The organism is Streptomyces aurantiacus (assembly GCF_027107535.1).
Taxonomy (GTDB): Bacteria; Actinomycetota; Actinomycetes; order Streptomycetales; family Streptomycetaceae; genus Streptomyces.
In genome coordinates this window covers 8395468-8417798 of record NZ_CP114283.1, presented here as the reverse complement: position 1 = coordinate 8417798, position 22331 = coordinate 8395468, and the positions used below count along the sequence as shown (strand labels likewise).

Here is a 22331-nt window from a genome sequence, read left to right as displayed (position 1 = left end):
CGGCATCGGGGCCGCGCCCCGGGAGGTCAGGCGTGCGCCCCCGTCGTCACCTTCCCCACCACCAGCTCCGGCCGCGCCTCCAGGACCTCGCCCACCCGCTCGACCTGCTCGCCCAGCTCCTTCTCCTGCGCGCCGGTCAGGGACCCCAGCGGCTCCACCGTCACCGTCGTCCGCTTCCCCCGGCGCCGCTGGTGCCAGACACCCGCGACGACCCCGTCGACGAGCAGCACGGGATAGTTCCCCGCCTGGCCGCCCGCCAGGGCGCGCCCGTAGGCGGCGCCGGGAAACATCCGCTCCCTCGGCTGGGCGGCGATGGCGTACGCGTCGAAGTAGGGGAGAAGCCGCACCCCCCGTACGGTCCCGTCCGGGAAGTCGGTGTCGCCCGCCACCACCCAGGCCGGCGCCCCCTCGAAGTCGACCTCCTCGATGTCGCCCGAGGAGGCAAGTGAGGCGAACAGGCCTCCGGCCCAACCCCGGGGCGCCGCGGCCCACTTGGCGAAGTGCTGCGGCGTCGCGGGTCCGTACGCGCGCAGGTAGTGGTGTACGAGCTCGGCGAGGGCCCGGTCGGCGGGGAGCGGGTCGAAGCGCGGCGGGCGGGTGTAGGCGGCCTTGCGGCCCCGGTCGGGGGCGAAGCACAGCGCGCCGGACTGGCCCGCACGGTGCATCACCTGGCGCCAGCGCGGCCACTTGCCCTGGAACGCCTCCATCACGAGGTCGCCCGCCCAGGGGCCGGTGCGGGCCACGACCTCCTCGCTCAGCTCGTCGATGGTCAGCTCGCGCCCGTCCAGCGCGTCACCGATCGCGGCGACGACCTGCTCCTCCTGCTCGGGCGTCATCCGCACGTCGGCCGGCGCCGACCCGGGACCGGAGGGGACGGCGGTCAGCGCGGCGCTCCAGAAGGGGAGTTCGGCGGCGGCGAGAAGATGGACCGTGCCCCGCGGGCCGTACGTCTTCACCAGGCTCCGGTCGTCCCACAGCGCCGACCGCACGTCCTGCCGGGTCGAACCGTCGAGCCGCAGCGCCACGGAGAGCTCGGCCGCCGACAGGACCTGCGCGTGGGTGGCCAGCAGGGTGGACACGACCTCGGCCACGGATGTGCCGGACTGCGCCGGTGTGCGCAGCAGTTGTCGCCCGTAGCGCCGCGCGCTCGCCTCGTCCCATGTGATCCTCGATGTCATGGCGGCGACGGTAGACCCGAAATAGGTCAGATCCTGTCCGCTGCCCGGTCTCGGGAGGAGATGACCATGTCGAGGGGCAAGGGTCCTTACAGCTGCGGTCTGGACGCGGCCGTGGACGTCGTGGGCGGCAAGTGGAAGCCGATGATCCTCTGGGCGCTGCACGATGGCGGGATCCAGCGCTTCGGGGAACTGCGCCGGAACGTCTCGGGGGTCAGCGAGAAGGTGCTGAGCCAGCAGCTGCGCGAACTGGAGGCGGACGGTGTGGTGCACCGCGAGGTGTACGGGGAGGTGCCGCCGCGCGTCGAGTATTCGCTCACCGAGCTGGGCAAGGCGCTGAACACCGCCCTTCTGCCACTGGGCGAATGGGGCGATCGGCACATGAGGGAAATTATCTCCCGTAAACACCCAGGTATGAGCAAAGAGTCATCAGCGGTCGCTCAGGCGGGGTGACGGGACCCCTGAAAATCCCGAGAATGCGCACAGGGTGTCCACATCGTTACCCCGATTGGCTCATTCGCCCCTCTCGGGTCGCGTAAGTTCAGACCAAGGCAATTCGCGCCAGCAAAGCTGCGCGGGGTGGTACCGCGCGGCGGAGGGGGCCGCGCGGTGCCTGCCGTCGCCCCGGCCGGTGAGGCCGGGGCGGGTGTGGATCGAGGGCCCGGCCGCGTCACCCTTGGGGCGTACGTCCGAGGCGGATGGCCTAATGCCCCATATTCGTGCGTGAACCCCCTGGTTCTCTCCGAATTCTCCTCGATCGCCTTGGAATCCGCTGTGATTCGGCCATGATCCGCCCTTGAATGAACGCTTCCGCACTCACCCCGGCGTCGCTGGGTGACTCCGGAGAGTAGTTGTGGCACGCCGATGCACGCAGCATCACTTACGAAGGGTTATGGTGGAAACCCCCCCTCGGGCCGGTCCGTCTCCCCCCCCACGGACCGGCCCGTTTTTTGTGCGCTGCCACGCGCTCGGCGTACGCCCCGCGGGTGCCGCGCTCCCGCGCCGGCCGCCCCCCGCTCCCGTACCGCCGGAGGGTCGGGAGGCCTTGTACCCCAAGGGGGAGAAGCGCTACGGCGGGGGTAGGGTGTCGCCCTCGGGGACTGCCATCTGCACGGAGGGGCTGACGAAAACGTGAACCTGCGCGACAACCTGCGCCGCTTGCTGGTCAGGTTCTATGCACGCAGGGTGGAAGGCCACCTTGACCACGACCAGGTGCCCAAGCACATCGGGGTCATCATGGACGGCAACCGGCGCTGGGCGAAGGCGGCGGGGAGCACCGCCGCGCAGGGGCACCGGGCCGGAGCGGACAAGATCGAGGAGTTCCTCGGCTGGTGCTCCGAGACCGACGTGAAGGTCGTCACCCTCTGGCTGCTGTCGACGGACAACTTCGACCGCCCCGAGGAAGAGCTCGTACCGCTGCTCGGCATCATCGAGAACGTCGTCAGTTCCCTCGCCGCCGACGGCCGTTGGCGCGTGCACCACGTGGGCACGCCGGACATCCTGCCGTCACGGATGCAGACGGTCCTCAAGGAGGCCGAGGAGTCCACCGCGCACGTCGACGGAATACTCGTCAACGTCGCCATCGGCTACGGCGGCCGCCAGGAGATCGCCGACGCCGTGCGCTCGATGCTCCTCGACCACGCCGACAAGGGCACCTCGATGGAGCAGCTCGCGGACGAGGTCGACGTCGACATGATCGGCAAGCACCTCTACACCAGCGCCCAGCCCGACCCCGACCTTGTGATCCGTACGAGTGGCGAGCAGCGGCTGTCCGGATTCATGCTCTGGCAAACGGCCCACTCCGAGTACTACTTCTGTGAAGTCTTCTGGCCGGCCTTCCGCAAGGTCGACTTCCTGCGCGCGATGCGTGACTACGCCGCACGCCACCGCCGGTACGGAGGCTGAGATTCCGGGCGCGCTCGCGCCCACGGGGGCGCCACCAGGTACGTACGTCATCTGGAGTTAACGCACGCGCCGTCCTGCGCTCTGGCATGGCATCGCGTGTTCGAGGGCATAAGCCTTGCAGGTCGACACCCGAACCACGGGTGTCGTATCTCAGCGGACGGCACGGGGCCGTCCGCCCGGGAGGCCCTTTGCACCAGCCCGACCGTGCGGTCAGTACGGACGAAGCGGAGAGGGCCGGTTTTCGGCCCGTGCATCGCGGCCGCAGACCGGTCCAGCTCTCCTCCGTCGCTCCCCGACCTCATCCGAGGGGGTACGTCCTTCCGTGGTGACAAGCACAAAGCGCCGTATGCCAGACCGGCGCACCTATGTTCTCGACACCAGCGTCCTGCTGGCCGACCCGCACGCCATGAACCGCTTCGACGAGCACGAAGTCGTGCTGCCGATCGTCGTGGTCACGGAATTGGAGGCCAAGCGGCACCATCCCGAACTCGGCTACTTCGCCCGGCAGGCCCTGCGCCTGCTCGACGAGTTCCGGGTGAAGTACGGCCGCCTCGATGCCCCCATCCCCACCGGGGAGCTGGGCGGGACGATTCGTGTCGAGCTCAATCACTCGGACCCCAGCGTGCTGCCCAGCGGCTATCGCCTGGGGGACAACGACTCCCGCATCCTCGCGGTCGCCCGCAATCTGCAGGCGGAGGGCTTCGACGTCACGGTGGTGTCGAAGGACCTGCCACTGAGGATCAAGGCCTCGTCGGTCGGGCTCCTCGCCGAGGAGTACCGCGCGGAGCTCGCCATCACGGGCTCCTCCGGCTGGACCGGAATGTCCGAACTGACACTCTCCGGCGAGCAGGTCGACCTCCTTTTCGACCAGGAGAGCCTGTACGTCCCCGAGGCGTCCGACTTCCCGGTCCACACGGGGCTGATGATCCAGTCCGAGCGCGGCAAGGCCCTGGGACGCGTGACGGCCGAGGGCAACGTCCGGCTCGTCCGGGGTGACCGGGAGGCCTTCGGCATCAAGGGCCGCAGCGCCGAGCAGCGCATCGCGCTGGATCTGCTGCTCGACCCGGACGTCGGGATCGTGTCCATGGGTGGCCGGGCCGGCACCGGGAAGTCCGCGCTCGCGCTGTGCGCGGGCCTGGAAGCCGTGCTCGAACGGCGCCAGCACCAGAAGGTGATGGTCTTCCGCCCGCTGTACGCGGTCGGCGGGCAGGAGCTCGGCTATCTGCCCGGTTCCGAGTCCGAGAAGATGGGCCCCTGGGCGCAGGCGGTCTTCGACACGCTCTCCGCGGTCGCCAGCCGCGAGGTCATCGAGGAGGTCACCGCACGCGGCATGCTGGAGGTCCTGCCGCTCACCCACATCCGCGGGCGCTCCCTCCATGACGCGTTCGTGATCGTGGACGAGGCCCAATCCCTGGAACGGAACGTCCTGTTGACCGTTCTGTCCCGAATCGGCTCGAATTCACGGGTGATCCTGACCCATGACGTGGCCCAGCGGGACAACCTCAGGGTCGGGCGGTACGACGGTGTCGTCGCCGTGGTGGAGAAGCTGAAGGGCCATCCGCTCTTCGCACACGTCACACTCACCAGGTCCGAGCGGTCCCAGATTGCGGCCCTTGTGACCGAAATGCTGGAGGACGGACACATCTGATCCTGCCTGCCCCACCCGTCCCGTCTGTCCAAAGGGTGGTGGCTACACGGTAGTTGGCGCCGTCCGGCAAAGGCGAAGAGCCTAGCCGGGCGGCGTCTTGGTGCGTGCTCGTTTCCGAAAAACTCCTGGGGCAAACGAGGTGTGAGCTTTCACACCCGACTCGGAATTGCCTCCCGGTGCCGGGTTACGGCAGAGTCTCATTCCTGTCAGGCCCCGCATACGACACATCTGTACCCCCAGCGGTGCAGCACAGCAGAACCACCAGAACTCCATAACGCCGTCGTATGCCGCCCGAGCACCACGTGGCGCTTCCTTCACGGGAGTTGCCCACCGGGCCCGTGCCTCCCGTGACCCCGCAGTTGGGAGGCCAGTGCCGGGGGCACGATTGCGTCCGCGAGGGTCACCTGTAGCGGTCGATGCTGGAAGGAAACCGTGTGAGCCGGATTTCGGTCCGGGGGCTCGCAGTGGCCTCGGCCACCGCAGTCACCGCTGTCGGCGCTGTCACCGGTGTTGCCTCGGGCAACACCGCGTCCTCGAGCGACGACGCCGAGGCAACGGCGAGCGGCGCGACGCTCCTCGCGGACATACCCGCGGGCGCGCAGGCGCAGGTGCAGACCGCCTCTCTGACACAACAGGCCGACTCCCAGGCCATCGCGGCCGACGCGACAGCCAAGAAGGACGCCGAGGCAGCCGCGCGCAAGCAGGCGGCCAAGGACGCTGTCGCCAAGCAGAAGGCCGCGGAGAAGGCCGAGCAGGAAGCCAAGGAACGCAAGGAAGCCCTCAAGGTTGCCAGCCGTTCCGCCACGCGTGACGCGTCCAGCTTCGCCACGCAGTCCTCGTACACCGTCGCCGAGATCCAGGCGATGGCGCGCCAGATCGTCCCGGCGGACCAGTTCCAGTGCTTCAGCACCATCATTGACCACGAGTCGGACTGGAACTACCGGGCGGACAACCCGACCTCCGACGCCTACGGTCTGATGCAGGCGCTGCCGGGTTCGAAGATGTCGTCCGCCGGAGCCGACTGGGCGACCAACCCGGCCACCCAGATCAAGTGGGGCCTCGGCTACATGAACGACCGCTACGGCAGCCCGTGCGAAGCCTGGAGCTTCTGGCAGGCCAACAACTACTACTGAGCCCAGGTCGAGCCCACGTCGGCTCAACCCCGCGAAGCCCTTCGCCGTCCTACGGTGAGGGGCTTTCGCCATGTACGGTCGATGCCGACGACTCCGGGGGAGTAGTGGGGCGCAACAGGGGCAAAGGACGGAACATGTCGCGAGTGCCAGGGTGGTTCGGCCGGATCGGTGCCGGACTCACCGAAGTGGGAGAGCGGTTGGACGCGCGACGCGCGGCCGCCGAGGAGGAGGACGGGGCGGAGAAGGACGAAGCGGACAGCGCGGACGCCCCGCCCCTGCCGCAGGCCGCTCCCGTGGTCCATGCCCCCCGCCCCGATCCCGCCGCCGCCGTCCCGTGGGGCGTGCGGGTCGCAGCCGAGGCCGGCTGGCGGCTGCTCGTACTCGCGGGCACCCTCTGGGTGTTGATGCGCGTCATCAGCGCCGTGCAGCTCGTCGTCCTCGCCTTCGTCGCCGCGCTGCTCATCACCGCGCTGCTCCAGCCCACGGTCGCCCGGCTGCGCAGGCACGGGGTGCCGCACGGGCTCGCCACCGCGATGACCGCCGTCCTCGGATTCGTGGTCCTGGGCCTGGTCGGGTGGTTCGTGGTCTGGCAGGTCATGGAGAACATCGACAACCTCTCCAGTCAGATCCAGGACGGCATCGACGAGCTCCAGCGGTGGCTGCTGGACAGCCCGTTCCATGTCACCGAGGACCAGATCAAGGACATCGCCAAGAGCCTGCGCGAGGCGGTCGGGGCGAACACGGACGAGATCACGTCGGCGGGGCTCGAAGGCGTCACCGTCATCGTCGAGGCGCTCGCCGGCATCCTCCTCACGATGTTCTCCACGCTCTTCCTTCTCTACGACGGCAAGCGCATCTGGGAGTGGTCGCTCAAGCTGGTCCCGGCGGCGGCCCGTCCCGGGGTGGCGGGAGCGGGACCGCGTGCCTGGCGCACCCTCACCGCCTACATCCGCGGCACGGTGGTGGTCGCTCTGATCGACGCCATCTTCATCGGCCTCGGCATCTTCTTCCTCGACGTCCCGATGGCCGTACCGCTCGCCGTCTTCATCTTCCTGTTCGCCTTCATCCCGCTGGTCGGTGCCGTGGTCTCCGGGGCGCTGGCGGTGGTGGTCGCGCTCGTGACGCAGGGCGTCTTCACGGCGCTCATGACCCTGCTGGTGGTGCTGGCCGTCCAGCAGATCGAGGGGCACATCCTCCAGCCGTTCATCCTCGGCCGGGCCGTGCGGGTGCATCCGCTCGCGGTCGTCCTCTCCGTCGCGGCGGGTGGGGTGGTCGCGGGGATCGGGGGCGCGGTGGTGGCCGTGCCCCTGGTCGCGGTCACCAACACGGTGGTCGGCTACCTGCGTTCGCACTCCCGTGAGGTGGCGCTCCGGCACTCGCCGGCACCGCACGGCGCGACGGCGACGTCGGCGGCCCCCGTGACCCCGCCGGCGGATCCACCGGCCCCGCCGCCGGTGGCGTAGAGGCCCGTCTTCGCCCCCGCCGCCCGTACCCTTCCCGTCCCTTCCGGGGGCGGAGACCCCGAAAAGAAAGCCCCGCTCACCCGGACCGAAGGTCGGGTGAGCGGGGCTTCACGGGCTGAGCGAGCCGCAGGCTACTCCGCGAGGACCGCCTCCGAGTCCAGCGTCACCCCGACGGCCTGCACGACCGACGCGATCTTGAACGCCTCCTGGATCGTCTCCCGGCCGACCCCGGCCTTGCGCAGGACCTGCTCGTGGGAGTCGAGGCACTGTCCGCACCCGTTGATCGCGGAGACGGCGAGCGACCACAGCTCGAAGTCGACCTTCTCCACGCCCGGGTTCCCGATGACGTTCATCCGCAGACCGGCCCGCAGCGTCCCGTACTCCGGGTCGGAGAGCAGGTGCCGCGTGCGGTAGAAGACGTTGTTCATCGCCATGACCGCGGCGGCGGACTTCGCCGCCGTGTAGGCCTCCGGCGTGAGCTTCGCGTTGGCCTCCTCCTCCAGCTCCCGCAGGACGCGGGGCGAGCGCGAGGCGATGGCACAGGCGAGCACCGTGCCCCACAGCTGCTGCTGCGGGAGCTCGGAGTTGCCGATCACCGAACCGAGGTTCAGGCGAAGGTCCTTGGCGTAGTCCGGAATCGCGGCCTTCAGCGCGTCGAGCGACATGGGTCACTCACCTGCCAGCAGCTTGACCGGGTCGAGGGTGTCCTCGCCCTGGGTCCAGTTGCAGGGGCACAGCTCGTCGGTCTGCAGCGCGTCCAGCACCCGCAGGACCTCCTTGGGGTTACGGCCTACGGAACCGGCGGTCACCATGGAGAACTGGATCTCGTTGTTCTGGTCGACGATGAAGACGGCACGCTTGGCGAAGCCGTCCTCGCCCTCGATGCCGAGGTCACGCATGAGCTCGTGGCGCGGGTCGGCGAGCATCGGGAACGGCAGGTCGCGCAGGTCGTCGTGGTCCTTGCGCCAGGCGTGGTGCACGAACTCGGAGTCGCCGGAGAAGCCGAGGACCTGCGCGTCACGGTCGGCGAACTCGTCGTTCAGCTTCCCGAAGGCGGCGATCTCGGTCGGGCACACGAAGGTGAAGTCCTTGGGCCACGCGAAGACGATCTTCCACTGACCCTCGTACGTCTTGTGGTTGATCTGCTCGAACTCCTTGCCCTTCTCCAGCGAGACACAGGCAGTCAGATCGAACTCGGGGAACTTGTCACCGACAGTGAGCACACGCACTCCTTGCAGCAAAGAAAACCCCCTTTTGAGGGGTTTTCCCATGGGTTGGACGTCCTTGATCGTGGCACAGAGTGCATTGATTACGGAAATAGCTACACTCGGTCGTGTTGATCGGAAGTGGCTATCAATGCCCTGAGCAAGAGGACCGCCGGTGGCCCCCACCAGGAAGAGACAGCCCAGCCTCTCGCAACTGCGCGCCTTCGCGGCGGTGGCCGAGCACCTGCACTTCAGGGACGCGGCGGCGGCCATGGGCATGAGCCAGCCCGCGCTGTCCGGCGCGGTCTCGGCGCTGGAGGAGACCCTCGGGGTGACGCTGCTGGAGCGCACGACCCGCAAGGTGCTCCTGTCACCGGCCGGCGAGCGGCTGGCCGTACGGGCGAAGGCCGTGCTCGACGAGGTGGGCGCGCTGATGGACGAGGCCGAGGCGGTGCGGGCGCCGTTCACCGGGGTGCTGCGCCTCGGGGTGATCCCGACGGTGGCGCCCTATCTGCTGCCGACCGTCCTGAGGCTCGTCCACGACCGCTATCCGGCCCTCGATCTCCAGGTCCACGAGGAACAGACGGCGAACCTGCTGGAGGGGCTCACCACGGGCCGGCTCGACCTCCTGCTGCTCGCCGTTCCCCTCGGCGTGCCCGGAGTCGTCGAACTGCCGCTGTTCGACGAGGACTTCGTCCTGGTCACACCCCTGGACCACTGGCTCGGCGGGCGGGAGGGGATCCAGCGCGAGGCACTGCGCGAGCTCAACCTGCTGCTGCTCGACGAAGGACACTGCCTGCGCGACCAGGCCCTCGACATCTGCCGGGAGGCGGGCCGCGCGGACGCCCCGGTCACCACGACCGCCGCCGGGCTCTCCACCCTCGTACAACTGGTCGCGGGCGGACTTGGCGTGACGCTGCTGCCGCGTACGGCGGTCAAGGTCGAGTCGGCCCGCAGCAACCAGCTGCTCACCGGCTACTTCGCGGAGCCGGCCCCGACCAGGAGAATCGCTCTCGCCATGCGGACGGGGGCGGCGCGCGGCGCGGAGTACGGGGAGCTGGCCGCGGCTTCGAGCGGAGCGGTGGGGTGCGCCGCCCCACCCCGCTACTCCGTGCGCAGCCCGTCCGGGCGCATCAGCCTGACCAGCGGCGGCAGGCTCAGCAGCGTCACCACCAGGACGACCGCGGCGCCCACCCCGGTCATCGCCAGCACGCTCGGCCAGTCGACGCGTACCGCCGTGCCGGTCATCCGCAGCAGGACCGCGCCCAGGGTGACTCCCACCACCAGGGCCAGCAGCAGGCCCAGCGTGATCGGGATCGCCGTCTGCCACAGCACCGAAAGGCTCAGTGTGCGCCGCCGGGTGCCGAAGGCGACCAGCGCCGACAACAGCTTCTTGCGCTCACGCAGTTGCTCCAGCTGCGACACCAGCAGACTCGCCCCGATCAGCGCCAGCACACACGCGGCGCCGACGAACAGCCCGGTGCGGATGGCGGTGAACTTGTCGGCCCGCTTGGCGGACTGCCAGACCATGGGCTCGCTCAGCGGGTCGATCCTGGCCGCCTCGTTGCGCACCAGGTCGCGCACGTCCGGTACGGATTCGTCGAGATTCAGGTAGAGCTGGCCGGCCATCGCCGTAGCGGCGGCGGCCGGCAGCGCCTCCGGGGTGATCAGGAAACCGCCGCGCTCCGCGCCGGTCGGGTCGATGCGGGGTTTGCCCCGCTTCAGGTCCGACGGCACCACCCAAGGGGTTGCGGCGCTGTCTGCGCAGCCCTGGCAGCCCGGGTCGATGAACAGGGTGCGGCCGGGCTTCGCGAGCGTCGTGACGGAGTCGTCGCCGGAGTTGTACGCGCCCCCGGGCACGGCGAACGCGTCACCGGGCCGGCACGAGGGCAGAGTCGCCACCTCGCGCAGCGCCGCGCAGTCCGCGACGGTCACCTGCGTGGTCGTGAGCGCGTCCTTCTTGCGGTCCCCGAGGTAGCCCTCCGAGTAGGCGTAGACGTGCCGCACGCCCTCGGTGCGCCGGAGCTTCTCGGCCGCCCGGTCGAGCGGCGTCCCGTCGTCCACGGTCATCTGCATCTGCGCCAGGTCGACGTCGTAGCCGGTCTCCTTCGTGTAGTCGCTGTCCACCCCGGCGAACAGCATCTGGAGGGCGATCGCCCCGGCCACCGCGACCGCGATGCCGTTGACCATGCGGGCCGCCGCGCCGCTGCTCAACTGCAGCCTGCGTACCGCCAGTTGCCAGGCCACACCGCCGCCACCGAGCCGGGCGACCACCGCCTCGACGATCCACGGCAGCAGCGCGGTCACGCCGACGAGCAGCAGGATGACGCCGCCGGTGACCAGGTACTCGTTGAACGCGCCGCCGTCGCGGCCCTGTCCGACCATCGGGTAGAGCATCGCGAGCCCGGCCAGTGGCACCAGCAGCCGCCACCACAGGCGCCGACGAGGCGGCTTGGCCGTGCGCACCACACCGAGCGGCTCGATCACCACGCCGCGCAGCGCGAGCAGGGTGACCAGTACGGCCGCCGCCGGTACCGCGAGACCGACCAGCAGGGCCAGCGCGGGAGAGGGGTTCAGATAGCTCGGGAACACGCTGATGTCGTACACCTCGACCGAACCGGCCACCTGACGGCCGATCAGGAAGAAGCCCGCGCCGAGGACGAGCCCGAGCACCGCGCCCGCGCCCGCCTCACCGGCCGCGATCCGCCGGGTCGTCCGGCCGTCGGCGCCGACCAGCCGGAGCGCGGCCAGCCGTCGGTCGCGCCGCTCGCCGCCGAACCGTACGGCCGCGGCGATGAACACGGCGACCGGCATCAGCAGCACCACGAACACGACCAGGATCAGCAGGAGCAGCACCGGGTCGGTGTCCTGCTTCGCCGGGTTCTCGTCCCCGAACCGGTCGATGCGGGTGACCCGGGCGTTGTTGACGCCCCGCTCCGCGAGCCCTTCGGCGCCCCGGTAGAAGGCGAGTTCGGCGGACCCGATCAGTCCGCTCTCGCCGATCGTCCCGACGATCCGGTCCGGCAGCCGCTGCCGCAGCAGCTTTCCGCTGTCCGACCCCAGCAGCTCCTTCAGCGCGGGGGAGACGACCATCTCGCCCACTCCCGGGAACTTCCCGACCCCCGGCGGCAGCGGCGCCCGTGCGCCCTCGGGCTCCAGGTCCCGCCCCCGGACGTCCTTCTCGCGGAAGGTGGTGCCCGACCGGCCGATCAGCAGCGTGTTGTCCGCCTTCGGAACCGTCTTGCCGCTGTAGGTGAAGTCGGCGCGCGCCGCCTCGCGGTCGTCGCGCACCGACAGGGCGGTCGGCAGCGCTGTCGTCAGCAGCAGCAACGCCACCCCGAGTCCGACCCCGACCGCCGTCAGCAGTGCCCGGACCCACCCCTCGCGTCCGCCGGCGAAGGCGAACCGGACCCCCATGCCGAGGTCCCTGGCCCCCTGCCGCACGCTCATACGACGCGCTCCATGTCCCGGGACTTCCCGTCCCGTACGACGATCTCGCGGTCGGAGTAGGCGGCCACCCGTGCCTCGTGGGTGACCAGCACGACGGCCGCGTTGGAGGACCGGGCGGCCTCCGTGAGCAGTTCCATCACGCGCTCGCCGTTGAGCGAGTCGAGCGCGCCGGTCGGCTCGTCGGCGAACAGCACGCGCGGGCTGGTGACCAGGGACCGCGCCACCGCGACCCGCTGTCCCTGACCGCCGGAGACCTCGCCGGGCCGCTTCTTCCTCAGGTCGTCGACCTCCAGGCGCTCCATCCACGACATGGCGGTGCGCTCGGCGTCCTTGCGGGAGGTGCCGTTCAGCCTCAGCGGCAGGGCCACGTTCTCGACGCAGGTCAGCTCCGGCACCAACTGGCCGAACTGGAAGACGAAGCCGAACGCGGAGCGCCGCAGCTGACTGCGCTGGGCGTCGTTCATGGTGGCCATCTCCTGGCCGTCGTACATGATCGATCCCGAGTCGGGTGTCACGATGCCGGCGAGGCAGTGCAGGAGCGTCGACTTGCCGGAGCCGGAGGGGCCCATCACGGCGACGATCTCGCCCGGGTGGATGGAGAACTCCGCACCGTCGAGCGCGTTCGTGGGGCCGTACGCCTTGCGCAGGTCGTGGGCCACGAGCAGGGAGCCTGCGGGGGTCATCGGGTCACCGCCTCGGCGAGTTTGCCGAGGCGCGCGGCGGTGAGTTCCAGCCAGCGCAGGTCGGCTTCGAGATGGAAGAGGGCGTGGTCGCAGATCAGCTGGTCGGCGAGATCGCCCCGGCGCTTGCGGTCGGTGAGGATGCGCATCATGCGCAGGTGCTCCGACCGCTGGGTGTCGAGGATGCCGGACGCGTCGCGGTGCGTCAGGAGTGCGAGGACGACCTTCGTGTAGAGGACCGACTGGAGATAGGGCTCCGGCTTCTCCGGCGTCGCGAGCCACCGCTGGACGTCGGTGACGCCCGCCTCGGTGATCGCGTACCGCTTCCGCTCGGGGCCTTCGCCCGCCTCTATGCCGTCGACCTCCACGAGGCCGTTCTTCAGCAGCCGGGACATCGTCGAATAGACCTGGCCGTAGTGCAGCGGCCGATCGTGACCGAACTTCTCGTCGAAGGCCCGCTTCAGGTCGTAACCGTGACGGGGCCCGGACTCCAGGAGCCCTAGGAGCGTGTGACCGATGGACATGCGGAGCACTGTACACACGGCGTATACACCGCATGTATACGCACGGTGGATAGTCCGATCCGGGCAGTACGGATCCGCAGGTCAGCGGGCATTGTCACGGTTTTGCTACTGGGGGAGGGGGTGGCTCCCGCGCCCCTCAGGGGCGCGGGGAACTGTGCGACCGGGCCGCCCTCCGACCTGCTGTCGAAGCCCAACCCGAAGCCGACCCCGACCCCGAAGCCGACCCCGACCCCGAAGCCGAGGTCGAGGTCGAAGGGGGCCTCGCTCCCTACTCCTCGGGATCGCCGGAAAGGGGAGGCCGCCCGCGCCGGGGAATCGGCCCGGTCCCGCCGGGCAGCCGGCCGGCCTCGCCGAGAGCCCGCCGCAGCAGGAACTCGATCTGCGCGTTGGCCGACCGCAGCTCGTCCCCGGCCCACCGCGCCAGCGCCTCGTACACGAGCGGGTCCAGCCGCAGCAGCACCTGCTTGCGCTGCTGCTGCGGCCTTCGCTGAGGGGGTGTCCCCTCCGGAGAGGAGCTCACTGGTAGAGGGATCCCGTGTTGAGGACCGGCTGCGGGGCCCGGTCGCCGCACAGGACCACCAGCAGGTTCGAGACCATCGCGGCCTTCCGCTCGGAGTCCAGCTCGACGATGTCCCGCTCGGCGATCCGGGCGAGCGCGTCCTCGACCATGCCGACCGCGCCGTCCACGATCTGGCGTCGCGCGGCGACGACCGCACCCGCCTGCTGGCGCTGGAGCATCGCCGAGGCGATCTCGGGAGCGTACGCGAGATGCGTGAAGCGGGACTCGATGATCTGCACCCCCGCGGCCTCCACGCGCGCGTGCAGCTCGACGGCGAGCTTCTCGGTGATCTCCTCCGCGTTGCCCCGCAGCGACAGGCCCGCCTCGTCATGCGCGTCGTACGGGTACTCGATGGCGATGTGCCGCACGGCCGCCTCGGTCTGCGTGGCGACGAACTCCAGGAAGTCGTCCACCTCGAAGCTCGCCTGCGCGGTGTCCTCGACCCTCCACACCACGACCGCGGCGAGCTCGATCGGGTTGCCGTAGGCGTCGTTGACCTTGAGGACGGCCGTCTCGTGGTTGCGCACCCGCGTGGAGATCTTCGTGCGGGACGTGAGCGGATTGACCCAGCGCAGCCCGTCCTCGCGGATCGTGCCGCGGTAGCGCCCGAAGAGCTGGACGACGCGGGCCTCGCCGGGCGCCACCATGTTCAGGCCGCACATGGCGACGAAGGCCGCGAGGCCGATCAGGATGCCGGTCACGATGAGCGCGGCCTTGGCGCCGGTGGCGTCCACCGCGGTGGCGGAGACGACCATGCCGGCGCCCGCCAGCAGGCCGAGGAGCCCGAGCAGCAGCGCGAGCCCGCCGCCGATGCTGTGCGCGGCGAACTCCCGGACGCGTGGAGCGGGCATCTCGGGTACGTCGGCGATGTCTGGAGAGTCGTGCGTGGCCATGGGTGTTCCCCCGTTTCGTGGTGCTGCCGCCCGGGATGCGGGCGCCTAGCTTCATTCTAGCTAAGTGATATCACTTTACCCGCCACGGCAACCTTCCACTCCCCTGAATCGTCGGTTCCAGAGGGACAGGTGCTGATTCTCACGTCCGTAAAAGGCCGGATCGGCCGACCTTTGTCCCGAGCGGCGGTGTTAGTTTGCTGAGCTGACCCGAGCGACGAACCTGTGAGACACCAGAGACGGAAGCGGAGCGGACGTACCCATGGGACGAGCGGAAGAGAGACGAGCGCGGCAGCGTGGTGGCCACCGCGGCGCGCCGAAACGCTCGTCCAGAGCCGGCGCCGAGGGCGGTGCCACCGGTGGCGCCAAGAGCGGCATACGCCGCCTCTTCACCTGGAAGAAGATCCTCGGCTCGTTCTTCGGCCTCTGCCTGCTCGGGATGGCGGCCTTCGTCGCGCTGTACCTGATGATCGACGTTCCCAAGGGGAACGCGGCGGCGGTGCAGCAGAGCAACATCTACAAGTACAGCAACGGCGACACGCTCGCCCGGTCCGGTGTCGTGAACCGCGAGCTGGTCGACCTCGACCAGGTCTCCGAGGGCGTGCGGATGACCTTCGTCGCCGCCGAGAACAAGTCCTTCTACAACGACGCCGGCGTCGACTTCAAGGGCACGGCCCGCGGTCTGATCAACACCCTCTCCGGCAAGGGCAAGCAGGGCGGCTCGACGATCACCCAGCAGTACGTCAAGAACTACTACCTCACCCAGGACCAGACCGTCACGCGCAAGCTGAAGGAACTGGTCATCTCGCTGAAGGTGGACCGCCAGCAGTCCAAGGACCAGATCCTCGCCGGCTACATCAACACCAGCTACTACGGCCGTAACGCGTGGGGCATCCAGGCCGCCGCGCAGGCGTACTACCGCGTCGACGCGGACAAGCTCAAGGTCGAGCAGGGCGCGTATCTCGCCGCGCTGCTCCAGGCCCCGAGCCAGTACGACTGGGCGGTCGCGAGCGACACCAGCAAGAAGCTGGTCAAGGCCCGCTGGAACTACGTCCTGGACAACATGGTCGGAGAGGGCTGGCTGAGCTCCGCCGAGCGCGAGGGCATGAAGTTCCCGGTGCCGAAGGACCCCAAGGGCGCGCCCGGCATGGAGGGCCAGGCCGGCTACCTGGTGGAGGCCGCCAACACCGCGCTGGAGAAGCAGCTCATCGCGCAGGGCACGGCAGCCGACCTCGACGAGGCCGAGACGATGGTCAAGGCGGGTGGCTGGACCATGACGCTGAACATCGACAAGAAGAAGCAGGCCCAGCTGGAGAAGGCCGTCAAGGCCAAGCTGACCAGCAAGCTCGACGGCAAGGAGCGGAAGGTCGACGCGGACGTCCAGGCGGGTGCCGCCTCCGTCGACCCGAAGACCGGCCGGGTCCTCGCGATGTACGGCGGCGTGGACTACGTGGAGCACTACACCAACAACGCGACGCGCCGTGACTACCAGCCCGCCTCCACCTTCAAGCCGCTCATCCTGGCCGCGGCCGTCGACAAGGACGCCACGACCCAGGAGGACCAGCCGATCACGGCGAACACGATCTACGACGGCACCAGCAAGCGTCCCGTCGTCGACGACGGCAGGAAGGTCGGCTTCTCCCCGCCGAACGAGGACGACGTCGACTACGGCGACGTCACCGTCCAGACCGCGATGAACAAGTCCATCAACTCCGTCTTCGCCCAGATGGGCGTCGACGTGGGCATGGACGAGGTCATGAAGACGGCGGGCGACCTCGGCATGGACGTCAAGGGCATCAAGTCGGTGCCCGCCCAGACCCTCGGCACGATGGGCGCGAGCCCGCTGGAGATGGCCGGCGTCTACGCGACCCTCGACAACCACGGCAAGAAGGTCACCCCCGCCCTCGTGAAGTCGGTCGAGCACAAGGACCGCCCGGTCGAGTTCCCGGACGCGATCGGCGACCAGGTCATCAGCCGCGAGGCCGCCGACACCGTCACCTCGGTGCTGACCGGCGTGGTCGACGACGGTACGGCCAGGACGTCCGTACGGGACAACCCGGCGCGTGACGGCCAGCAGGTCGCGGGCAAGACGGGTACGTCCGACTGCAACAAGTCGGCCTGGTTCACCGGTTACACGCCGAAGCTCGTCACCTCGGTGGGTGTCTTCGGTGAAGCGGCCAAGGCGGGCACCACCCGCTGCGGCAAGGAGAAGCCGGTCAAGGTCAAGGCGTTCAGCCAGGTCACGCTGCAGGGCGCGGCCGGTGGCGGCCGCGTCAACGGCGGTGGCTTCCCGGCCCTGGTCTGGGCGGCGTACACGTTCGACGCGATGGACGAGGTCTCCAGGTTCGACCTGGAGACGGACCAGGGGGCGGCCGTCCAGCCCACCCCGACGCCCACGCTCAGCCCGTCACCGACGGCTCCGACCGAGGAACCGTCCCCCGAGGACCCGACGTCGAAGCCGCCGACGAGCAGCGCTCCGCCGGAGAGCTCTCCCGAGACCACCCCGCCGGACGACGAGGAACCGACCCCGACGAGCAGCGCGCCGTCGCCGTCGGGCGACATCGAACTGCCGGGAGATCCGGACGACCCCCAGGCGTTCCGGTGACCGCGCCAGGGGGCGCCCCCTGAGGGGGCGCGGGGAACTGCGCGACCGGCCGCGGACACTTCGCGGCGTACGGCCCGCGGTTCCCCGGCGGCGCTTCGGCCCGCCGCCCGGACGGGCCCGACCATGGTTCGATACTGCCGACTGCCGACTGCCGACTGCCGACTGCCGACTGCCGACTGCCGACTGCCGACTGCCGGTGACCCGGGCCGGGTGGGCGGCCGTCAGCTGCTGTTCAGCTCGAACCAGACGACCTTGCCCGTACTGAGCCGGGTCGCGCCCCACCGCCGGGCCAGCTTGTTCACCAGATAGAGGCCGCGTCCGCCCTCGTCCGTGGCGCGGGCCTGCCGCAGGCGCGGCAGTTGCGGTACGTCGTCACCGACCTCGCAGCGCAGCACGTCGGTACGCAGCAGACGCAGCGTGACCGGCCGGGAGGCGTAGCGCACGGCGTTGGTGACGACCTCGCTGACGAGCAGCTCGACGGAGTCGGTCATCTCCTCCAGACCCCAGCGGGAGAGCGCCTTGCGGGCCAGCCTGCGGGCCCGGCCCGGCGCAGCGTCCTCGGGGTCCAGGTGCCAGAGCGCCACATCACTGGGCGCGATGCCGTCGAAGCGGGCGGCGAGCAGGGCGATGTCGTCGTCCCGGTCGCCCGGACCCAGCATGTCGAGGACCTCGTCGCACAGCGCCTCCAGGGGCGGCGGATGGTCCGGACCGGTCAACTGGGCGGTGGCCGCGATCCGTTCACGCAGTTGCTCTATCCCGGTCCACACGTCACGCAGCCGTGACTCGACCAGGCCGTCGGTGTAGAGCAGCAGGGTGGCGCCCGCGGGCGCGTCCAGCTCGACCGCCTCGAAGTCCACCCCGCCCACGCCGATGGGAGCACCCGGCGGTACGCGCAGCACCTCGGCACGGCCGCCCAGGTGCAGCAGGACGGGCGGCGGATGGCCGGCGTTGGCGATGGTGATGCGGTGCGCGACCGGGTCGTACACCGCGTACAGGCAGGTCGCCATGCGGTCGGTGCCCAGGCGCTGGGCCTGTTCGTCCAGGTGGTGCAGGACCTCCTGGGGCGGCAGGTCGAGGCCCGCGAGGGTCTGCGCGGTCGTGCGCAGCTGACCCATGATGGCCGCCGAGGTCATGGAGTGGCCCATGACGTCCCCGACCACCAGCGCGACCCGGCTGCCGGGCAGCGGGATCGCGTCGTACCAGTCGCCGCCGACCCGGGCCGTCTCGGCGGCGGGCAGGTAGCGCGACGCCAGCCGCACACCCGTGGGCCGGGGCAGCGTCTCGGGCAGCATGGTGCGCTGCAACTCGTCGGCGATGTACGCCTCGCGGCCGTACAGCACGGCCTTGTCGATGCCGAGCGCGCTGTGCGTGGCCAGCTGAGCCGCCACCAGCAGGTCGTCCGCCTCGAAAGCGGGCCGGTCCGGGCGGCGCAGGAAGAGCGCCGCACCGATCACGCGCCTGCGGCCGCGGAGCGGTGCGAGGATCGCGCGCTGGCCGCCCGGCACCGTCAGGTCGTCGCCGATCAGCTCGGGCAGCGCGGCCCGGGCGGCGGGCGCGTCCGCGAACACCGGCCGGACACCGCGCAGTACCTCGTTGAGAGCGCCGCCGGGCCGTACCGTGCACAGCTCGGCGGTGATGCCGACGTCGGGTTCGGGCTGGAGCGCGGGCAGCAGGAAGCCCTCGGTGTCCCGGTCCTCCGGGATCCGGTCCGTACGCCGCAGCCGCAGCACGACGGGCCCGGTGGGCCGCTCGTCGCCCACCGGCAGCGGGTCGCGCAGATAGACGAGGATCGCGTCCGAGAAGGTCGGCACGGTGGCCCGGCACAGCCCCATCACGATCTCGTCGAGGTCGATGCCGCGGGCGATCCGCCGGGTCGCGGCCCCCACGAAACGCAGCCGGTCTCCGTCACGGCGCATGGGCATGGGTCCTCCGGGCGCCGGGCCCTGCCCCGTTCGGCGCTCCTTGGCGCCCTGGAGGGCGGCCGTCTCGCTGCCGGGCTGGGCCGGAACCCCCTCGGGGGCGGGCCGCGGCCGGTGCGGATCGGATTCCGCGGAGTCGGATTCCGTGGAGGAGGGCTGGGAGTGCTCGGGCCCGGAGCCCGCGGGCGCACCGGTCGGGCCGTGGCCCCCGGAGGGCGCGGGCGGGCCCTGACTGCCGGCCGGGGGCCCCGACGCCGCGGGCGTTCCCGTGGCGGCGGCGCACGCGCCGGCGGGCTCGGACGGACCGGGCGGGCCCTGAGCCCCGTCGGGTCCGCTCATGCCGCCGGTCCCCGAAGAGGCGGGAGCCTGGGCCGGTCGTCCCTGTGCGGGTAAACCCGGTGAGCCCTGAACCGGCGGCTCCGGGGTACGCAGAAGCGCCCCGTGGTGGGGGTCCGCCGGGGCCGTGGGCCGGGCAGCGCTTGGCTGTCGGCGCTCATGGGAGGTGGGGTGCTCCGTCACGCGTGTCGAATCCATCCGTCCGGTGCTGCGCGCCGTGCGTGCAGTTCGTCCCGCAGGAAACCCGATACCCGGAATGTGTGCCCCAGGAACGGAATCCCCGCGTGATCAGACAGCCTCTCAGAAGAAGGGCCGTCCGGCACCGGCGGGAACAGCCTGTCCCGCCGCCTTAGGGCCGTGCCGCTGTGGCCCTCGTACCCCTCGCTCACGTCCTGCCGCCCCTCGGTGACGTTCGGTCAAGCACAGTGCCGTCTGCGGGAGTTGTTGTACCGCGCCCGCCCGCCACCCGACCACCACTCCTCAACGACGGTGCTGCGCACCGACCCTGACTGCTCGTTGCGGAGGACGATCCTACGGTTCTACCACGGGGGCGCATCAAGGGTCTCATGTGGACACGTGCGCGGGCGTACGATCCCAGTCGTCCGGCAACGACGGTACGGACCAGGCCGGATCCGGGCGCCAGTGCTGCCAGCCGTCCGAGAACGGCGGCCCCCAGTCGCTGATCACCTCCAGCACGGCCCGTCCGGCCTCCTGCACCCGCGCGGCCAGTCGCGCGTCCATCAGACCGTCCCGCTGGGCCTGCGCGAACTCGTCCTCGTCGTGCCAGCCCCAAGTCCGGTCCGGGTGGACCGAGATGTCGAGGAAGTGGTCCTCGGAGTCGACCCCGCCGGCCCATCTGGCCAGCGGTTCCTCCAAGTTGACGTACCAGTTCTTGAACTGCCAGCCGGGCTCCCAGAACAGCCACACCGACCACGGCTCGCCCGGCCTCGCGAGCTTCAGGACGCCCGTGCCGAACCAGCGGCCGCGCCGCACGGTCCGCGGTCTGGTGTAGCGGGTCTCCAGCGGCTCCACGTGCACCGGCGTGCCGTCGGCGAGGACGGGCTTCACACACTCCGTCCCCGGCGCCAGCCACACCGCGAGCAGCTCCTCGTCGTCCCGTACGACGGTCACGGGACGCACGATGTGGAAGCGCTCGCCGGCGTTCTCCCGGTAGCGCCACAGGATCCGACTCCCGGGCTTCCAGTACGCCGCCGGCCCGCCCGCTTCCACCTGTGTCACCGCTCCACCCTCTGCCATGAACAGATATTAGGTGCCCGTGGCATACGACGCTGCGGTACGCGTCATGGTTCGCGTGATGGCCGGATGACGTTACGGCCGTGTCATCCGCAGGACATCCAGGGCCTCGTCCAGCTGCTCCCGGGTGAGGTCGCCGCGCTCGACGTAACCGGACTCCAGGACGACCTCGCGGATGGTCTTCCGCTCGGCCAGCGCCTTCTTGGCGACCTTCGCCGCCTCCTCGTACCCGATGTACTTGTTCAGCGGCGTCACCACCGACGGCGACGACTCGGCGTACTCCCGGGCCCGTTCGCGGTCGGCCGTGATCCCGTCCACGGTCCGGTCGGCGAGCAGCCGGGAGACGTTCGCGAGGAGCCGGACCGACTCCAGGACGTTCTTCCCGATGACCGGAAGCATCACGTTGAGCTCGAAGTTGCCGGAGGCTCCGGCGACGCCGATCGTGGCGTCGTTCCCGGTCACCTGCGCGGCCACCATCAGGACGGCCTCGGGAATGACCGGATTCACCTTGCCGGGCATGATCGACGAGCCCGGCTGGAGGTCGGGCAGGCTGATCTCGGCCAGTCCGGTGCGCGGCCCGGAGGCCATCCACCGCAGGTCGTTGGCGATCTTCGTGAGTCCCACGGCGATGGTCCGCAGCTGCCCGCTGGTCTCGACGATCCCGTCCCGGGCGCCCTGCGCCTCGAAGTGGTCGCGCGCCTCGGTGAGCGGCAGCCCCGTGGTCCGGGCGACCTCGGCGATCACGGCGGCGGAGAAGCCGGGCGGGGTGTTGATCCCGGTCCCGACGGCCGTGCCGCCCAGCGGCAGCTCCGCGAGCCGGGGCAGGGAGGCACGGAGCCGCTCGACCCCGTACCGCACCTGGGCCGCGTACCCGCCGAACTCCTGGCCGAGCGTCACGGGGGTGGCGTCCATGAGGTGGGTCCGCCCCGACTTCACCACGTCGGCGAACTCGTCGGACTTGCGCGTGAGCGACGCGGCGAGGTGCTCCAGCGCGGGGATGAGGTCGCGGGTGACGGCGGCGGTCGCGGCGATGTGGATGGAGGACGGGAAGACGTCGTTGCTGGACTGCGAGGCGTTCACGTGGTCGTTCGGATGGACGTCCCGGCCGAGCCGCTCCGTCGCCAGCGTGGCGACGACCTCGTTGGTGTTCATGTTGGACGAGGTACCGGAACCTGTCTGGAAGACGTCCACGGGGAAGTGCGCGTCCCACTTCCCGTCCGCGACCTCGCCCGCCGCCTCCTGGATGGCCTCCGCGACGTCCTTGTCCAGCACACCGAGGCCCGCGTTCACCTTGGCGCCGGCCGCCTTGATCCGGGCGAGGGCCTCGATGTGCGCGCGCTCCAGGTGCTGGCCGGAGATCGGGAAGTTCTCGACGGCGCGCTGGGTCTGGGCCCGCCACTTCGCGTCCGCGGGGACGCGGATCTCGCCCATGGAGTCGTGTTCGATGCGGTAGTCGCTCATACCCCGTATATCGCCCCCGCCGCCCCTGCCCATTCCCGTCACTTCCTGGCGGGCGAACGCCGGACGGGCTGGGAATCCAGCCCGTCCGGCGTTCGAGGACCGGAGGTTCGGGGGCGGAGCCCCC

At 70.4% G+C, this 22331-nt stretch carries 17 protein-coding genes and 1 pseudogene; 7 read left to right on the top strand and 11 right to left on the bottom strand.

The genetic code is table 11. From position 1 onward, the window contains the following. Positions 1–26: 26 nt before the first annotated feature. Positions 27–1178: a winged helix DNA-binding domain-containing protein gene (locus tag O1Q96_RS39095; protein ID WP_269252614.1), complete on the bottom strand. Its 1152-nt coding sequence runs from the start codon at positions 1176–1178 to the stop codon at positions 27–29. A 66-nt stretch (positions 1179–1244) separates the two neighbouring features. Between O1Q96_RS39095 and O1Q96_RS39090 the strand changes: the two genes are divergently transcribed. The 5 genes from O1Q96_RS39090 (at position 1245) to O1Q96_RS39070 (ending at position 7324) form a co-directional block, all read left to right on the top strand. Then, the gene (locus O1Q96_RS39090) at positions 1245–1628 is read left to right on the top strand and encodes a winged helix-turn-helix transcriptional regulator (protein ID WP_269252613.1); all 384 of its coding nucleotides are present in this window, start codon (positions 1245–1247) and stop codon (positions 1626–1628) included. 678 nt (positions 1629–2306) lie between these two features. Next, positions 2307–3080 carry an isoprenyl transferase gene (locus O1Q96_RS39085; RefSeq protein ID WP_217453735.1) on the top strand — a complete coding sequence of 258 codons (774 nt, stop codon included), beginning with the start codon at positions 2307–2309 and terminating at the stop codon, positions 3078–3080. Positions 3081–3402: 322 nt separating this feature from the next. Beyond that, complete coding sequence (phoH2, locus tag O1Q96_RS39080) at positions 3403–4728, top strand: RNA 5'-3' helicase PhoH2 (protein ID WP_217453734.1); 1326 nt, start codon at positions 3403–3405, stop codon at positions 4726–4728. Positions 4729–5162: 434 nt separating this feature from the next. Further along, on the top strand, positions 5163–5861 hold the full coding sequence (locus tag O1Q96_RS39075) for an aggregation-promoting factor C-terminal-like domain-containing protein (protein WP_483409988.1): 699 nt from the start codon (positions 5163–5165) through the stop codon (positions 5859–5861). 134 nt (positions 5862–5995) lie between these two features. Next, a complete protein-coding gene (locus tag O1Q96_RS39070; RefSeq protein ID WP_269252611.1) occupies positions 5996–7324 on the top strand; it encodes an AI-2E family transporter in 1329 nt (442 codons plus the stop codon). Between the two features lie 131 nt (positions 7325–7455). Here the strand turns inward: O1Q96_RS39070 and O1Q96_RS39065 are convergent, their stop codons facing one another. Both O1Q96_RS39065 and O1Q96_RS39060 read right to left on the bottom strand, forming a co-directional pair. After that, a complete protein-coding gene (locus O1Q96_RS39065; protein WP_269252610.1) occupies positions 7456–7989 on the bottom strand; it encodes an alkyl hydroperoxide reductase in 534 nt (177 codons plus the stop codon). 3 nt (positions 7990–7992) lie between these two features. After that, on the bottom strand, positions 7993–8547 hold the full coding sequence (locus tag O1Q96_RS39060; protein ID WP_269252609.1) for a peroxiredoxin: 555 nt from the start codon (positions 8545–8547) through the stop codon (positions 7993–7995). Positions 8548–8704: 157 nt separating this feature from the next. Here O1Q96_RS39060 and O1Q96_RS39055 point away from each other — a divergent pair. Next, positions 8705–9598, top strand: a pseudogene (locus O1Q96_RS39055) (hydrogen peroxide-inducible genes activator); the annotation flags it as partial. Positions 9599–9633: 35 nt separating this feature from the next. Here the strand turns inward: O1Q96_RS39055 and O1Q96_RS39050 are convergent. The 5 genes from O1Q96_RS39050 to O1Q96_RS39030 all read right to left on the bottom strand — a co-directional run bounded on the left by O1Q96_RS39050 (position 9634) and on the right by O1Q96_RS39030 (position 14635). Next, positions 9634–11979 carry an FtsX-like permease family protein gene (locus tag O1Q96_RS39050; RefSeq protein WP_269252608.1) on the bottom strand — a complete coding sequence of 782 codons (2346 nt, stop codon included), beginning with the start codon at positions 11977–11979 and terminating at the stop codon, positions 9634–9636. Beyond that, positions 11976–12662: an ABC transporter ATP-binding protein gene (locus O1Q96_RS39045; protein ID WP_269252607.1), complete on the bottom strand. Its 687-nt coding sequence runs from the start codon at positions 12660–12662 to the stop codon at positions 11976–11978. Before O1Q96_RS39045 ends, O1Q96_RS39050 begins: the two co-directional genes overlap by 4 nt. Then, the gene (locus tag O1Q96_RS39040; protein WP_217456015.1) at positions 12659–13183 is read right to left on the bottom strand and encodes a PadR family transcriptional regulator; all 525 of its coding nucleotides are present in this window, start codon (positions 13181–13183) and stop codon (positions 12659–12661) included. Before O1Q96_RS39040 ends, O1Q96_RS39045 begins: the two co-directional genes overlap by 4 nt. Positions 13184–13451: 268 nt before the next feature. Next, positions 13452–13703: a type II toxin-antitoxin system antitoxin gene (locus O1Q96_RS39035; protein WP_269252606.1), complete on the bottom strand. Its 252-nt coding sequence runs from the start codon at positions 13701–13703 to the stop codon at positions 13452–13454. Continuing rightward, the gene (locus tag O1Q96_RS39030) at positions 13700–14635 is read right to left on the bottom strand and encodes an SPFH domain-containing protein (RefSeq protein ID WP_269252605.1); all 936 of its coding nucleotides are present in this window, start codon (positions 14633–14635) and stop codon (positions 13700–13702) included. Before O1Q96_RS39030 ends, O1Q96_RS39035 begins: the two co-directional genes overlap by 4 nt. 259 nt (positions 14636–14894) lie before the next feature. Between O1Q96_RS39030 and O1Q96_RS39025 the strand changes: the two genes are divergently transcribed. Beyond that, complete coding sequence (locus tag O1Q96_RS39025; RefSeq protein WP_269252604.1) at positions 14895–17237, top strand: transglycosylase domain-containing protein; 2343 nt, start codon at positions 14895–14897, stop codon at positions 17235–17237. Between the two features lie 221 nt (positions 17238–17458). Here O1Q96_RS39025 and O1Q96_RS39020 read toward each other — a convergent pair whose 3' ends face one another. From O1Q96_RS39020 to O1Q96_RS39010, 3 genes are all read right to left on the bottom strand, one after another. After that, a complete protein-coding gene (locus tag O1Q96_RS39020; RefSeq protein ID WP_269252603.1) occupies positions 17459–19690 on the bottom strand; it encodes an ATP-binding SpoIIE family protein phosphatase in 2232 nt (743 codons plus the stop codon). Between the two features lie 366 nt (positions 19691–20056). Next, on the bottom strand, positions 20057–20749 hold the full coding sequence (gene fomD, locus O1Q96_RS39015) for a cytidylyl-2-hydroxypropylphosphonate hydrolase (protein ID WP_269252602.1): 693 nt from the start codon (positions 20747–20749) through the stop codon (positions 20057–20059). A 72-nt stretch (positions 20750–20821) separates the two neighbouring features. Then, positions 20822–22207 carry a class II fumarate hydratase gene (locus tag O1Q96_RS39010; RefSeq protein WP_269252601.1) on the bottom strand — a complete coding sequence of 462 codons (1386 nt, stop codon included), beginning with the start codon at positions 22205–22207 and terminating at the stop codon, positions 20822–20824. Positions 22208–22331 lie beyond the last annotated feature (124 nt).